The following is a 15,128-nucleotide window of genomic DNA, read 5'->3' as shown; positions in this document are numbered from 1 at the left end:
AAAAGTAGGCAGAATGGCGGAAAACCCGTATTATTGATTGTTATTACCAAGTGTGAAACCGGCATGTCGCCAGCGCAAAAGTTCTACCGATCGATTGGTGTTCGGCACCATGAAGTTCGAACGGTCTGGTTATTTTTTCTACATAATTTCTTTCTCGGTATTGGGACGATTCTGGTCTATGTGTCGGCCAACGTCATTCTACTCGAAAACCATCCCGAAACCAGCTTGCCCATTGCCTACGTTGTGGCTGCGGTGGCCATGATGGGTGTGGGGAAACTGTACGCCCATTACGAACACCACCTGGCGTTGCGAACGCTCGCCGTACGGGTGTTGTGGGCGGTTATTATCCTGACGTTTATTCTTGATATTCTGGTGATTGCGGGGCATTCGGTGTGGGCCGCCATCGCCATTATGGTCGGTTTTCGGATGATTTACCTCCTGACCAACCTTGAGTTCTGGGGTGTTTCGGCGGTGGTATTCGATGTGCGGCAGAGCAAGCGGTTATTCAGCGTCATCAGTTCGGGGGATATGCCCGCCAAGGCCATGGGGGCCATTCTGGCGGCTTTGGTGCACGCTCACATGGACATGTTTTTTCTGCTGCTGGTGGCTTTCGGCTCGTTTCTGGCGGCCATTTACATGCTGCGGCTGACGTACCGCTCCCACGATATTCACACGCCACACAGTGCCGCACGGGTCCGCCAGCCGGCGCAGTCGCGCATCGTGAAGGAATTATTTGGCAACAGCAGCCTCATTACCTGGATGTGTCTGAGTCTGGTGGCGGTGGCGATGGTGGCCGTTAGTGTCGAATACGCTTTTTTCATTAACGTTAAATACAAAATTCACGCGACGACCTCGTTGCTGCAGTACGTCAGTAAAGTGCTGGCGCTGACGTACCTGGTTGCCATGGTGGTGAAAGTGATCCTGTCGCGGCCGGTTTTGGATCGGCTGGGCATTCAGCGTTCCCTGCAATTATTGCCGATTACGGCGCTGATCGGCGTACTCGGTTTTGCGCTGGTCTGGTTTTCAGACGTTGGTGAACCAACCTGGCTGTTATACTATTGTGCCCTGTACCTGACCTTCGAGGTAATTCGCCGGTCGTTGTTCGATCCGGTTTTTCTGGTCCTCTTCCAGCCGTTGTCGACCCATCAGCGGCTTCATGGTCATACCCTGGTGAAGGGTTTTTACGAACCGCTCGGGATGGCGCTGGCCGGTATTCTGATCTATGCCGTTCATGCGTTTCCGGCCATCAATGAATGGGTGTTGTTTGTCTGGACGGGCGTTGCCACGGTGGTGGCCTTCTGGTTTCTTCACCGGACGTACCAGAACTACCTGAATGAATTGAAATCTGCCCTGAGCCGTCGGTTTCTGGAAACGAGCGAACTGGCGGCTCCCGACGAGGTGTTGCAACTGGTGTGGAATAACCTGCAAAGCACCCGGATAGAGGAAGTAATCAATGCGATCGACTGGTTGCGGATGCATCAGCCCGGGAAACTGAGTGAGGCTGCGGAGCATCTCTTAAAACACCCGGATCCGCAGGTCAGGCGGTTTGCGCTGGAGACGTTCATCAGCCTGCAAATGCCGGTTCAGGCGGGGGCTTTACTCGCGTTGGCGACGCGGGATCCGCAGGATTCCATTCGGACCTTGGCCAGCCAGTTGTATGGGAATTTGCCGCAGGCCGACGCTAAAGCGGTAGCGGATTTGCTTCGTCATTCCGACTTGACGATTCGGAAAGGCAGTATTCTGGGTAGTTTTAAAAAACAGCCCTTTAACCACTGGGCGACCGAGAGTCTGGACGAATTAGCGCAATCGCCCGCGATTGAAAACCGGCTGGCGGTTCTGGAGATCATTCAGGCGCTGCAACTCGAATCGTACCACGGTTTAGTCAACACTTCGCTGAGAAGCAGGGATACGGAGGTCGTAAAAGCGGCCATTCGATCGGCCGGGGCCTTGAACAATTCGTCACTGAATCGGCAGTTGGTGGCTCTGTTGCCGGATAAAATCTACGGACGAACGGCGGCTACCAGCCTCATCGGCATGCAACAGGCCGCTTTGCCCGGGTTGGAAGAAGCCCTGCAAGCGGCCCCGGATGTGGCCTTATTGCGCCGGATTGCCGCGGTTTGCGCCCGAATCGATCTGCCGGAAAGCCACCGGTTATTGACTGCACTCATCCGGCAACCCAACCTCTCGGTACGGATGGTGGCGTTAAAAGCACTGAGTCATTTGACCATCAGGACCACGGAATCCGACGTATACCATTCTATTTTACGGGAGGAATTGGAACTGGCGCAGCGGTTGCTGCATGGAAGTTTGCACAAGAACGACAATGAATTGCTCGCAACGCTGGATTACGAAATCGTGTTGCTGCTGCAACGGATTTTCCTGGTCTTGATGCAATTGTACGACCGTGACGTCATTGCCAGTGTACGGACGGGGATCGATCACGCATCCCGGGAGCGCAGGGCCAATGCGCTGGAAATGCTCGATAATTTGATTCCCCGGGTGGTTTACCAATGTTTGCAGGCGCTGGTTGATGATATACCCGTTACCGAAAAAGTCCGCCTGATTGATGCCCAATTAGGGCCCTTTCATGCCCAGGAGCCGCTGCTGACGTACATTTTACACCATGGCGAATCCCATTTTTCGGCCTGGACCATCAGCCTTGCCCTGCGTCGGTGGACGCCCCGGTCGCTGGCCAACACGCGCCTTCTGGCAGCGTATTCCCAAAGTCCGGTTCAACTATTGCATGAAAGCGCCGGGGCCGCTCTGCAACTCGTTCAGGCGCAACATTCCGAATGGTACCAGCGAATTCTGGTCGATCATCCCACCCTTTCTCAGCAGGTTATGAAAACCGACGAATCGCATATTTCTGATTTTGAACGCATTATTGTTCTGAAAAACACCCGTCTCTTTGCCGATACCCCCGAAAACATTTTGAGCACAATTGCGCCCATTATGAAGGAGGTGACGTTTCAGGAAGGACAGACGATCTTTCAAAAGGGGGAAATCGGGAACTGCATGTTCGTGATTTATTCGGGGAATGTCGATATCTACGACCGGCAGGAGCGTCTGGCGCAGTTTGGCCCCGGGGATGTGTTCGGCGAGCTGGCGTTGCTGGATGCCGAACCGCGTTCGGCCTCGGCCGTGGTGGCTACCGATGTGCTCCTGTTCCGCATCGATCACGAAGATTTTTACGACCTGATGGAAGAACGCGAAGAAGTGTTACGGAATATGATGCGGATTCTGTGCCAGCGCATCCGGTTTCAAAATGACAAGATTCAGTCGATGTCCGTCAGGACGGGTAATGGCTGACGACTTCTTTCAGCGTATCCAGCTGATGCTGCTTATTGGATTGGCGCAGGGCTTGGGCGGTTTTTGTCCAGTAACGATGACTTTCCAGGAATTTGACTTGAATCCGGTTCCAGGCGGTTAGGTCCCGGACAAAATACCGGTCTTTCAATTCTTCGTAAAGCGAATGGGCGATGGGGCCAAAATCATCCCGGCCCAGGTAATCCAGATCGGCATCACACAGAATCTCTTCCAGCTGGTTTTGAGGATTTTGCGGAATTTTGGTCGCCATGATCATTCCGCAAATCGTTTCAATTTGTTCAGGGGTATACTCCAGGCTCGGTAACATCTCGCGGGCAAACCGGCATCCTTCGGCTTCGTGGCCCTGGTACGTCGTTATAAAACCGCAGTCGTGATACAATGCCGCCGTGCGGAGCAGCGTCAGCGATTCTTCATCGGTTATATTTTCCGCCTGCGCCAGTCGTGAAGCCGCTTCGATAACGTCGAGCGTATGGTGAAGCCCGTGATAAAACAGGGTGGGAGAGAGAGCACGCTTTAGTTTGTCAAGTATGAGGGCTTCGGCCTGGGCTATCTTCATAGCGGTTTCGTTGTCTGGCATCAACGGCTAAAGTAAATGAAATCAGAGCGAAACGAAAAACTTTGTTTCCTGATTTTTATACGGAAGCCGGCCCGGACGGAAGGGGCCGCAAAACAAAACCCGACCAAGCTGGTCGGGCGTGTCGGAACGTGTAGTATAGCAAAGTTGTAGGCTGGTTAATTCCCGCGCAGCTGGTCCATCAGCATTTTGTTGAACATCCGTTCGGTATTGTGCAATTCCTGAAGTTGCTGGGCCGAAATAACTTTTAAAAATTTAGCGTTATAATCCTTTTCCAGATCGACCAGTTTCTGCTTGAGCACAACGGATTCGTTCAATTCACTAATGGCCGAATTACCACCCGGTTTGTTGGATTGGCGCAATTGCCGGGTAATATCCCGCCGTTTATCGCTGTATTCGTTGTAAATGGGCCAGAACAAAGGCGCTTGCTCCGGCGTCAGATTCAACCGATTGGTAATCAGACCAATCTTCGCACTTTCTATTTTCTGACGATCCTGACTCTGGGCTGACGCCGGCAGGGCCAGCAGCAAGCCAATAAACAGAACCATTAAGCGGGTGAACGATTTCATATCAATAATTAAGAGTAAATACTCGGTCATAGTCCAGTAGAACGGGTTTAGAGTACGAGGCCGGCCCCAAAACCGGGTGGTTTATCGTTTAAGCAATTAATCGTATTTCCAACGTCAACCATTTTCCGGTAAATCGGATCGACGGGATGGGGTGGTCTCCCACTCTAAACAGCCAGACTCCTCAGATGGTTACGGTTCCGGCAGCATCTTCCTCAATCATTTGCTGAATGGCTTCCGGCGACACGTGTAGTTCATGAATCAGGGTCGAATCGTTGGGCATATCGTGCGTTTTGATGATATCGGAATAATCTTCCAGATAGATGTCCTGATCCTGCAAATAGTCCAGCACCGAGGCTGAACTGATGTTGCTCAGCAGTTCCGGTTCCAGCGAATCCTGTTTTTTAGGGTACGTGAACCAGATTAAAGCCGCCACTAATCCCGCTCCGGCCAGCGTCGACACCGAGCGTTGCCACGACCAGCTGATGGTAAAGCGGTGGTTCGTCCGGCGGGTGGCTTCGGCCTGAATCCGGGTCGGAAGCGTGTCAAAATAGCCGTCCGGCGTTGTAAAGGGTAATTGCCTTAACGCATGTTGCCGGTCCAGTTCGTCAAGTCGTATTGGTTTTTTCGGTTCCATTGTCTTATGAGCACAACGGTTTGACAAGCAAGCCTGTATCAGGTTTAATTCCCATTCAGATATTCTTCAATTTTTTTAACAGCCAGGTGATACGACGCCTTCAGTGCCCCAACCGATGTTCCCGTAATTTCGGAAATTTCCTCATATTTCATATCATCGAAATACTTCATATTGAAGACAAGGCGTTGTTTCTCAGGTAACTTAAGCAAGGCTTTCTGTAACGTCAACTGAATTTCGTCGCCCGATGGGTCCGCCCCCGAGGTAACAAAATCGGAATTACTCTCTAGTTTTTCCAGCAATTCGCCTTCCACGTCTCCAATGGGAAGGAAAAACCGCCGGCGCTTTTTATTCAGAAAATTCAAACACTCGTTGGTCGCAATCCGGTAAATCCAGGTATACAATTGCGAATCGCCCCGAAAATTCTCCAGCGAATTCCAGACCTTGATGAACGTTTCCTGCGTCAGATCGTCCGCATCGTCGTGGTCGATAACCATTTTCCGGATATGCCAATAAATTTTCTGCTGATATTGGCGTATCAGCAGGTTAAAGGCATAGTTCCGGCTTTGCGGATCGCGGTATTTTTGCAGGAGTTCCTCGTCAGTCATTTTTTGCGTTTAAAGTTTAAGGTTTAAAGTTTAACATTTAAGGTTATAGCCAGAATCCAGTTTCCGTTAAACCTTAAACGTTAAACCTCAAACATTAAACGATACGGGCTTTGGCCCGCAGGGCAGCTTCGACAATTTTTTCGGCAGTCAGGCCGTATTTTTTCATCAACTGGTCGGGCGTACCGCTCTCACCAAAGCTGTCGTGGACACCGATCATTTCGAGTGGAGCGGGGAAATTCCGGGCCAGCACCTGAGCCACGCTATCGCCCAAACCACCGTTCAGTTGGTGTTCTTCGGCCGAAACCGCACAGCGGGTTTTGCGCACCGATGCGAGGATAGCCTCTTCATCCAACGGTTTTATCGTGTGAATGTTGATAATATCGGCATCAATGCCCTGTTCGGCCAGGATTTCACCGGCTTTGATGGCCTCCCAAACCAGGTGACCCGTTGCGAAAATAGACACATCCGGCCCTTCGTTCAGCACGAGTGCTTTACCGATTTCAAATTTTTGATCCGCCGGGGTAAAAATCGGCACCACCGGACGGCCAAACCGCAGGTAAACCGGTCCTTCGTAATTGGCGATGGCGATGGTAGCTGCTTTGGTCTGGTTGAAATCGCAGGGGTTGATAACGGTCATGTTCGGCAGCATTTTCATCATGCCGAGATCTTCCAGAATCTGGTGCGTAGCGCCATCTTCGCCCAGCGTCAACCCGGCGTGTGACGCGCAGATTTTGACGTTTTTGTTCGAATAACAAACCGACTGCCGGATCTGGTCGTAGACGCGGCCGGTGGCGAAGTTGGCAAACGAGGTCGCAAACGGAATTTTGCCGCCGATGGTCAGGCCGGCCGACACGCCGATCATGTTGGCTTCCGAAATCCCGCACTGCACGTAGCGTTCGGGAAACTCCTTGATAAAGCCTTCCAGTTTGAGCGAACCGGCCAGGTCGGCGGTTAGGGCCACGACGTTGGGGTTGGTGCGGCCCAGTTCAAGAATGCCCGCGCCAAAGCCGGAGCGAGTGTCTTTCTTTTCGGTATAGGTGTATTTTTTCATGGTACGTTCAAGGATCAGTAATCTTCCATTCCTGCCGTGATCGGCAGTTGATTCAGGGCCACGGCCAGTTGTTCGTCGTTCGGAGCCAAGCCATGCCATTTGTGACTTCCCATCATGTAATCGACGCCGAAACCCATCTCGGTTTTCATCAGAATGAGGGTCGGTACGTCGGGATCGGTTTTCGATTCGTGGAGCGTCTTGATGATGTCGCTCATGTCGTTGCCCTGCATCTCGGTCACGTTCCAGCCAAACGCCCGGTATTTGGCGCCGAGGTCGCGGTTGTTCATCACCAGATTGGTCGGCCCGTCGATCTGCTGGCCGTTGAAGTCGATGATGGCCGTCAGGTTGCCGAGCTTGTGGTGGGGCGCAAACGAAGCCGCTTCCCAGATCTGGCCTTCCTGCTGTTCCCCGTCGCCCATCAGCACGTAAACGTGTTTGTCGTCGCCGTTCAGGCGTTTGGCAAAAGCCGCCCCGCAGGCTACCGACAGCCCTTGTCCGAGGGAGCCCGACGCAATCCGGATACCGGGCAGGTGTTCGGCCGTAGCCGGGTGGCCCTGCAAACGGCTGTCAATCTTCCGGAATGTAGCCAGCTCCGAAACCGGGAAATACCCCGAGCGTGCCAGAACACTGTAAAAAACCGGCGAAATGTGCCCGTTCGACAGGAAGAAAACGTCCTCATCGCGGGCGTCCATATCGAAAATGGCCTTCCCTTCTTCGTCGCGTTTCAGACGCATCACGTCGAAATAGAGCGCAACCAGAAGGTCCGTACAGCCCAGCGAACCACCGGGGTGGCCGGAATTAACGGCATGAACCATTCGGACAATATCGCGCCGAACCTGCGTGGCAATGTGTTGTAATTGTTGGATTTCCATGTGTTTAAAGAAAAGAGTTGCGACAAGAGGGAGAGACCGGTTTTTCGGGCCAGTCGTTCCGCTCCAGGTCTATTTCAGAATCTGTTCAGCGTGTTTTTCGGTGTCAATTTTGGTAATGATCTCGGTGATTTTCCCCTGTTCATCAAGTAAGAACGTGGTGCGGACGATGCCCATGTAAGCTTTGCCGAACATCGATTTTTCCCGCCAGACCTCATACGCTTCCACGATTTGATGGTCGGTGTCGGCCAGCAACGGAAAGGGCAGGTTATACTTTTTGATGAACTTCTGGTGCGATTTTTCATCATCGACACTCACGCCCAATACTTCGTAGCCGGCTTTTTGCAGATGCTCGTAGTTATCGCGCAGGCTACAGGCTTCGGCGGTGCAGCCGGGCGTATCGTCTTTCGGGTAAAAATACAGAACCACCTTTTTCCCCCGGAAGTCCGATAACCGGACCGGGTTGCCATTCTGGTCGCGGGTTGCAAAGTCGGGAGCCGCGTCGCCGATGTGGAGAGCCATAGTGTTGGAGTTTAATCGCTTCGGGGAGGCAAATAAAGGCAAAAATTACCGATTGCCCACCCGGGCTTATTTTTCGTTGTTTGAAATATCCGCCGAATCCACGACAACGGGTCGGGGCGCCGGGGGAAGCGTGGCCGTAACCGTCGTCAGATTCCCCGCCCGGTCTTTGACCTCTAACACCACACTACCCTCAAACGGTTTCGTGGAATCCAGTTTATCCGACCAGATTAGGGCCCGCTTGTAATCGTATTGCATCAGAACCCACTCCCCGTTGACCATTGCCCGCACCGTGTCAAGCCCGGACAGGTCGTCTTTGACCGTTGCCACCAGCGCTTCGTGGTCTTTCCGCAAAAATTTAACCGTCGGCGGATTGGCATCCGTCAGCAATTGAAACGTGCCCAACTGGCGGGTCCGGAACAGAAAATGGTCATTTTTCCAAAAACCGCCCACATAATAGCGCCGGTTGCCGTTGATCAGGTACATCTGTGTCCGGGCCGTATTTTCCACCGGCTCGGCCGGTACGAAATCGACCTCAATGTTATCGTTTAACGGAATGGTGCCCTGGTTGATCGACAGGCGGTTCCCCGAATGCGAAACCGCCAGATGCAGCGTGTCGTACAGGCTTTCCGCTTGAAATCCGATGGTAACCGCCGAATCCTGATACGTCATGGACTGACCGGGCAAAATACGTTTCCTGAAATTCAGTGGCAGGACGGTTTTGCCAATTTGCACCGAATCCGGTAAATTTTGCTGTAAATCAACAATATAATACGCTTCATTGGCGTAAACGTAAGTCGCCGGTATTTCTTCCGTGCCTCCGTCCAGATACAACCGGGCGTCGGGCGCTTTCGTGGTCGGAAAGTTACGGGCTCTGATGATCAGTGTATTTTCCTGCACTGAACTGAAAAGAGCGGTCGGCAATTTGCTCGGTTTCAGGGGATTGGCGATCGCATTTTCCGTGTCCGGCAAAACCGTAAACCGCAGCGAGGTCGTGTGCTGAAAACTGTCATAAAGCGTGATCGTGACAACGTGCGGTTTTCCGTCGAACAGGGGCAGTTTCCCTTTCGTTTTACCGTACCGATACAGATTCAACGTATTACCGTCGGCAATGTAGCACCGGTGAAACCGCTGGCCCGTCAGTTGCTCAATGCCGTAATTCATGTGCAGATTGATCAGGCGCGTTTCTTCGTTGGGGAAGTGGTTCATGGTATAGGCGAACACTTCCTGGTCGTCCAGCTGGATTTCAATGCAGGTCAGCCCATTTTTGAACGGCGACCCGCTCGTCCGGTCGTGCGCCAGCACCTCAAGTCCGATAAAACCGGAGGCCGAAACCGGCTGATTCAGTACATAATCACCGTTGGGCTTCCGAACCGGAGAAAGGGCCAGGCGGCCAGCCTGTCCGTTCACGCGCGACGCGGGCGTTAGGGGTTGCAGGGCAATGCGCTCGAAGAACGGAGGGACGTTATCTTCCAGTTCCTGAAAGCCGAACAGCATCGGATTGATCAGGTTGTTTTTCTCATCCCGAATTTCAAAATGTAAATGCGGGCCCCCCGAGCCGCCCGTATTGCCGGATAGCGCAATGATTTCCCCTTTTTTGATCGGAAACTGATTGGGCTGCGGGCGCAGATCGATTTCAAAGGTTTGCTTTTTGTACTGTTCGGCCCGTAGATACTGGCCCAGGGTATCGTTCAGGTTTTTTAAATGGCCATACACCGTTGTTAACCCGTTCGGATGTCTGATAAAAATAACATTGCCGTAACCGCCCGTAAAAACCGCAATTCGGGACACGTAGCCGTCGGCGGCTGCGTAAACATCCAGCCCCTCGCGCTGTGCCGTTCGGATATCGATCCCCGCGTGAAAATGATTCGGTCGCAAATCCCCCAAACCGCCTGATAATGAGTTGGCTTCGCCGGGCATGATCGGGAACATAAAATAACCGGGTTGAACGGCTTTCAGTATTTCTTTACGGGGTGTTTGCGCACTACCTGCCGTGATACAAAGCAGGGAAAGACTGACTATAATTAGCGTACGTCGCACCATTTCTACCATAATCCTCCGCCAGAACCGTTGTTATTTTACCTCAAACTCTAACATTTTCCGGTCTTCAATATAAGCGGTCAATTTGTCACCAATCCGCACGGGGCCGACCCCTTTGGGCGTTCCGGTAAATAATACATCGCCCTGCAACAACAGAAAATAGTTGGATACGAAGGAAATCAGGTAATCGACCGGAAACAGCATCAGGGACGTATTGCCCGCTTGCCGGGTTTCTCCGTTAACATCGAGCCGGAAATTGAGATTGCGAAGATCCGGAAAGTCGGTTTTAGGAACGAAGGACGACATCGGAGCCGAACCATTGAAACCTTTCGCTAGATCCCAGGGTAAGCCTTTGGCTTTCAGTTTCGATTGGAGATCGCGCGCCGTGAAGTCAATCCCGATCCCAATTTCTTCGTAGTACCGGTGGGCGAACTTCGGGTCGATATTTTTACCCGTCCGGCTGATGCGCACCAGGATCTCAACTTCGAAATGAACATCGGTCGAAAAATCGGGGTAGAAAAAAGGGTCGCCGGGTCGCAGAATGGCCGTTTCGGGTTTGGTGAAAATAACCGGATCGTCGGGTTGTTCGTTGTTGAGCTCCTTGATATGTTCGGCGTAATTCCGTCCGACGGCGATGATTTTCATGCGATTTAAACTTTGGCTGCTGCCGCAAATCTAAACAGGAAAGATGGCCCAACCGCACGCTTATTAAAAATTTTGAACAAAGTTGGGATCCAAACAGTCTCTTGTAGATAGTTTTGACGTCTAAAATATCTAAACACTATCAGATTCTAACCATGAAAAGAGCGATAATGGCCATGTTGATGATTGGCCTCGTCATTGCCTGTCAGAAGGTCCCGCTTACGGGTCGGAACCAGCTGGTGCTCATTCCGAATTCACAGATGCTGCCGTTGAGTTTTACGAATTACAAAGAAGTACTCGACACCAGTAGAGTCGTTCGTTCCGGGAACGAGGAAGATATGATTAAGCGGGTTGGGGTTCGAATTCAGAAAGCCGTTGAGTCGTATATGGCCGCTAATAATCTGAGTGAGCGGCTGAACGGTTTTCAATGGGAATTTAACCTGATTCAAAGTCCGGAGGTGAATGCCTGGTGTATGCCGGGTGGAAAAGTGGCTTTCTATACCGGGATTCTGAAGTATACGCAGAATGAAGCGGGAGTGGCCACGGTCATGGGGCATGAAGTTTCGCACGCCATTGCCGAACACGGGAACGAACGGATGAGCGAAGGACTGCTGGCCAACGGCCTGATGCAAGGGGGGCAGCTCGTGCTGGGTTCGTTGTCACAAAACCAGCGTAGCCAGACCAACGCCTTGCTCCTGCAAGCGGTAGGGGCTGGCTTACCGATTGCGTATCAGGTAGGTCGGGCGCTTCCGCACAGCCGGTCGCAGGAATCGGAGGCTGATAAATTAGGCCTGATTTTTATGGCGATGGCGGGCTACAACCCGCAGGAGGCTGTTAATTTCTGGGGGCGGATGGCCAAAGCCGGTTCGGGGCAAAAACCGCCGGAGTTTCTGTCAACGCACCCCTCGGATGAGCGTCGGATTCGGGATCTGCAGAAACAAATGCCGGATGCGATGAAGTATTACCAGAAAGGCAGGTAACCGGTTTTCCATCAAAAAAGGGTTGTCAGGCAGACGTGCTTCACGTGCCAGACAACCCTTTCTCCTTTTTATGCGTCTGTTTAATTACGCACCAATTCCCTCCAATACCTGCTTTACTTTTGCCGCAGCATCTTTCAGCTGGACGGCAGAATAGACTTTCAGGCCGGATTCATCAATGATACGGGCACCTTCTTCAGCGTTGGTTCCCTGCAAACGAACAATAATCGGGACTTTGATATCGCCGATCGCTTTGTAGGCTTCTACGACCCCCGTAGCAACCCGGTCGCCCCGAACGATACCGCCGAAGATGTTGATCAGGATCGCTTTCACGTTGGGGTCCTTCAGAATAATCCGGAAACCGGCTTCGACGGTTTTGGCATTGGCGCCACCGCCTACGTCCAGGAAGTTAGCAGGCTCTCCGCCCGACAGTTTGATGATATCCATCGTCGCCATTGCCAGACCGGCTCCGTTCACCATACAACCCACGTTTCCGTCCAGTTTGACGTAGTTCAGGTCATTCGCTGTTGCTTCCACTTCCAGCGGATCTTCTTCCGTAATATCGCGCAGGTTTTTCAGGTCCGGGTGACGATACAGCGCATTGTCATCCAGGTTCACCTTCGCGTCCACGGCCAGAATCTTGTTGTCCGACGTTTTCAAAACCGGGTTGATTTCGAACATCGACGAATCGGTTTCAACGTAAGCTTTGTAGAGCGAACCGATGAATTTGACCATTTCTTTGAAGGCTTCGCCTTCCAGACCAAGGGCAAACGCGATGTTACGAACCTGGAACGGTTGCAGACCAATGGCGGGATCCACCCATTCCTTGACAATTTTTTCGGGCGAGTGTTCCGCTACTTCTTCGATGTCCATCCCCCCTTCGGTGCTGGCCATGATGACGTTGCAGGCTTTGGCGCGGTCGAGCAGAATGCCCACGTAATATTCTTTCGGCTCAGAAGCGCCGGGATAGTACACATCCTGGGCCACGAGCACTTTGTTTACCTTCTTCCCTTCGGGACCGGTCTGGTGAGTGACCAGTACATTGCCAATGATATTCTTGGAGATTTCCCGAACATCATCCACCGATTTCGCCAATTGAACCCCGCGCTGCTCGGACCCCTGGATTTTACCTTTTCCACGGCCGCCCGCATGAATCTGCGATTTAATGACGACAAACTTGGAATTGGTTTGCGCCATGATCTGTTTGGCGGCTTCAACGGCTTTTTCGGGCGATTCGGCTACGATGCCTTCCTGAACCCGGACGCCGTAGTGTTTTAATATCTCTTTACCCTGGTACTCGTGAATGTTCATACGAAGCGAAACAAGGAATGGTGAAAAAAAGATTATTTTCGCGGTAAAGATAGTTTAACGAAATTTAGCGTAACAACTTCTTTCATTTTTAATCTTCAGCAAATCGTTTGATTGGCTTCAAAACCAGCATTTAGCCCGTTTGGTAGCTTGTTGAAGGACACTAAGTTATACATAAGCCAATCAATCCGCCTGAGTTCCGGTTTTTGAATGCGTATTTTAGCCGAACGGTAAACTTCCTGCCGGAAATCAGGCATTTGATCCTAAATAGTCTCGTATGGAACCGCTTTTAAAAGCTGTTAATCTGATCCGTTCGCACGGTGATCTGCCCGTTTTAAAGGGAATTAATCTGGAAATTCACGCTGGCGAAATTGTCTCGATTGTGGGCGCATCCGGGGCCGGGAAAAGTACCCTGCTGCATATCCTGGGTACGCTCGATCGACCGGATTCGGGAGAGGTAACGCTGGCCGGGAAACCTATTTTCGGTCTGACGGAAAAAGAATTAGCCCGGTTTCGGAACGAGCGAATCGGGTTTGTCTTTCAGTTTCACAATCTGCTGGCGGAGTTTTCGGCCCTCGAAAATGTCTGTCTGCCCGGTTTTATTGCGGGGCATGACGAAAAACAAGTGCGCGCCCGGGCCGAAGAACTGTTAAATATACTAGGTATAAGTGACCGGAAGCACCATTTACCGTCTCAATTATCAGGAGGGGAGCAGCAACGAACCGCCGTGGCCCGGGCGCTGATCAATTCACCCGCCATCGTTTTCGCGGACGAACCCAGCGGAAACCTGGACTCGCACAACGCGGAGGAGTTACACCAGCTATTTTTCCGGTTACGGAACGAATTGGGTCAAACCTTTGTAATCGTTACCCATAACGATTTGCTGGCAACCATGGCAGACCGGAGGTTAACGATTCGGGATGGCTTGATAGGAAGGAATGAAGCTAAGTAAATGTACTTAGGGTGTTGGCGGGCTGTTTGTTTTGTGTTTTTGTGTAACCTGTTGATAGTAAGTTAGTAATGGTTAATAAAATGCTCATGTAAAATTTTTTTAACCTTTTTGAAATTATATCATCACTAATATTATATATTTGCATCGAAAAGAAAAGTTTTTCATAACGTTGAGTAAATCAGAAAGCCATGAGGGAAATCCCGCATGGCTTTTTTGTTTCTGGTAAGTAAATCCCCTTATTAGCCCTTTTTCTACTTCGGAAAATTTCACCTAAAAGGCCCCGGATTACCGTTTAAAGGCCCGGAGCTGTTGTAAAATTGCAAAGGTAAGCTCGTATTCGGTGGCTTGCAGAATGCCCATGTCATCGAACTGGCAGAATTCCCGGAACTTATCCAGTTCATCACCTTTAAGATCCGTAGCCCGGCCTGCCACCAGGTCGAACCGGTACACAGCCAGCTTGTGCCGACGATCTTCCTGCATCAAAACCAGGACTTTTCGGTCGGCTTTGGCGCGTTTGCTGAACGCTTCGTACAGCAGCGTAATCACCGACCCCGAAGCCGCCCGGTCCAGCACCTGCTCCGCCGACACACCCCGCTTTGCTTCCGGTTCGCTCAGCAATTGTTCGAGTTCGCGCTTGAGTTCAGCTTCCTGTTTGCCCCGAACCGTCACTTCATTCAGCGTGATGACATTATCCGCCAGTTCGCGTTTCATCCGCATCACCGGTTCCTGGGTCGTACCGTCCCACAGGAAAGCCCGGCGGCCGTGGGTTGGACTGGTCACCACAACCGAATCCCCCGGTTTTACCTGCAAATAGTAATTACCGAGCTGGTTGGTGCGCCCGACCGCCAGGGAGCGTTTGTTGATAACGCTGGCATTGCCGACACCCTTGCCGGTTTCCTGATCCAGGACTTTACCAAGGATGTATTTGGGTGGCTGGGCCCAGGCAGCACAGGAGATAAAAAGAAAGACAAACAGAAATCTCATAATCCGTGGCAAGTTCGCTATAAACGAATAGGTTGGCAACGAACGGCGGTTTTTTAAGAAAAATTAACAGCCGATTC

At 51.7% G+C, this 15,128-nt stretch carries 14 protein-coding genes; 3 read left to right on the top strand and 11 right to left on the bottom strand.

Going from position 1 to position 15,128, the window contains the following annotated elements:
• Positions 1–63 precede the first annotated feature (63 nt).
• Positions 64–3,309, top strand: coding sequence for a cyclic nucleotide-binding domain-containing protein (locus ACFPMF_RS06230; protein WP_379842217.1), 3,246 nt, complete (start codon positions 64–66; stop codon positions 3,307–3,309).
• Here ACFPMF_RS06230 and ACFPMF_RS06225 read toward each other — a convergent pair.
• The 9 genes from ACFPMF_RS06225 to ACFPMF_RS06185 all read right to left on the bottom strand — a co-directional run bounded on the left by ACFPMF_RS06225 (position 3,290) and on the right by ACFPMF_RS06185 (position 10,833).
• Positions 3,290–3,883 carry an HD domain-containing protein gene (locus tag ACFPMF_RS06225; protein ID WP_379842215.1) on the bottom strand — a complete coding sequence of 198 codons (594 nt, stop codon included), beginning with the start codon at positions 3,881–3,883 and terminating at the stop codon, positions 3,290–3,292. The genes ACFPMF_RS06230 and ACFPMF_RS06225 overlap by 20 nt on opposite strands.
• A 176-nt stretch (positions 3,884–4,059) precedes the next feature.
• Positions 4,060–4,470 (bottom strand): hypothetical protein, encoded by a 411-nt coding sequence (locus ACFPMF_RS06220; protein WP_379842213.1) that lies wholly within the window; start codon positions 4,468–4,470, stop codon positions 4,060–4,062.
• A 181-nt stretch (positions 4,471–4,651) separates the two neighbouring features.
• Entirely contained in the window at positions 4,652–5,104 is a 453-nt protein-coding gene (locus ACFPMF_RS06215; RefSeq protein ID WP_379842211.1) for a hypothetical protein, read from the bottom strand.
• Between the two features lie 44 nt (positions 5,105–5,148).
• Positions 5,149–5,709 carry an RNA polymerase sigma factor gene (locus tag ACFPMF_RS06210; protein ID WP_379842209.1) on the bottom strand — a complete coding sequence of 187 codons (561 nt, stop codon included), beginning with the start codon at positions 5,707–5,709 and terminating at the stop codon, positions 5,149–5,151.
• A 94-nt stretch (positions 5,710–5,803) separates the two neighbouring features.
• Positions 5,804–6,760, bottom strand: a complete 957-nt coding sequence (locus ACFPMF_RS06205; protein WP_379842207.1) for a transketolase family protein — start codon at positions 6,758–6,760, stop codon at positions 5,804–5,806.
• 14 nt (positions 6,761–6,774) lie between these two features.
• Positions 6,775–7,632 (bottom strand): transketolase, encoded by an 858-nt coding sequence (locus ACFPMF_RS06200; protein WP_379842205.1) that lies wholly within the window; start codon positions 7,630–7,632, stop codon positions 6,775–6,777.
• Positions 7,633–7,701: 69 nt separating this feature from the next.
• A complete protein-coding gene (gene bcp / locus ACFPMF_RS06195; protein ID WP_379842203.1) occupies positions 7,702–8,151 on the bottom strand; it encodes a thioredoxin-dependent thiol peroxidase in 450 nt (149 codons plus the stop codon).
• Positions 8,152–8,217: 66 nt separating this feature from the next.
• On the bottom strand, positions 8,218–10,080 hold the full coding sequence (locus ACFPMF_RS06190) for a M23 family metallopeptidase (RefSeq protein WP_379842201.1): 1,863 nt from the start codon (positions 10,078–10,080) through the stop codon (positions 8,218–8,220).
• 141 nt (positions 10,081–10,221) lie between these two features.
• Positions 10,222–10,833, bottom strand: a complete 612-nt coding sequence (locus tag ACFPMF_RS06185) for a fumarylacetoacetate hydrolase family protein (protein WP_379842199.1) — start codon at positions 10,831–10,833, stop codon at positions 10,222–10,224.
• Between the two features lie 152 nt (positions 10,834–10,985).
• On the opposite strand from ACFPMF_RS06185, the gene ACFPMF_RS06180 reads away from it, so the two are divergent.
• Positions 10,986–11,810, top strand: a complete 825-nt coding sequence (locus ACFPMF_RS06180) for a M48 family metallopeptidase (protein WP_379842197.1) — start codon at positions 10,986–10,988, stop codon at positions 11,808–11,810.
• An 84-nt stretch (positions 11,811–11,894) separates the two neighbouring features.
• On the opposite strand, the gene sucC is transcribed toward ACFPMF_RS06180, so the two are convergent.
• Positions 11,895–13,118, bottom strand: coding sequence for an ADP-forming succinate--CoA ligase subunit beta (gene sucC / locus ACFPMF_RS06175; RefSeq protein ID WP_379842195.1), 1,224 nt, complete (start codon positions 13,116–13,118; stop codon positions 11,895–11,897).
• Positions 13,119–13,392: 274 nt separating this feature from the next.
• Between sucC and ACFPMF_RS06170 the strand changes: the two genes are divergently transcribed.
• Entirely contained in the window at positions 13,393–14,067 is a 675-nt protein-coding gene (locus tag ACFPMF_RS06170) for an ABC transporter ATP-binding protein (RefSeq protein WP_379842193.1), read from the top strand.
• A gap of 285 nt (positions 14,068–14,352) precedes the next feature.
• Here the strand turns inward: ACFPMF_RS06170 and ACFPMF_RS06165 are convergent, their stop codons facing one another.
• A complete protein-coding gene (locus ACFPMF_RS06165; RefSeq protein WP_379842191.1) occupies positions 14,353–15,051 on the bottom strand; it encodes a hypothetical protein in 699 nt (232 codons plus the stop codon).
• Positions 15,052–15,128: the final 77 nt, after the last annotated feature.

The sequence above is a fragment of the Larkinella bovis genome, assembly GCF_042655385.1.
In the GTDB taxonomy this organism is placed as follows: Bacteria; Bacteroidota; Bacteroidia; order Cytophagales; family Spirosomataceae; genus Larkinella; species Larkinella bovis.
The sequence above is the reverse complement of the archived record's forward strand: the minus strand, read 5'-3'. Positions and strand labels throughout refer to the sequence as shown.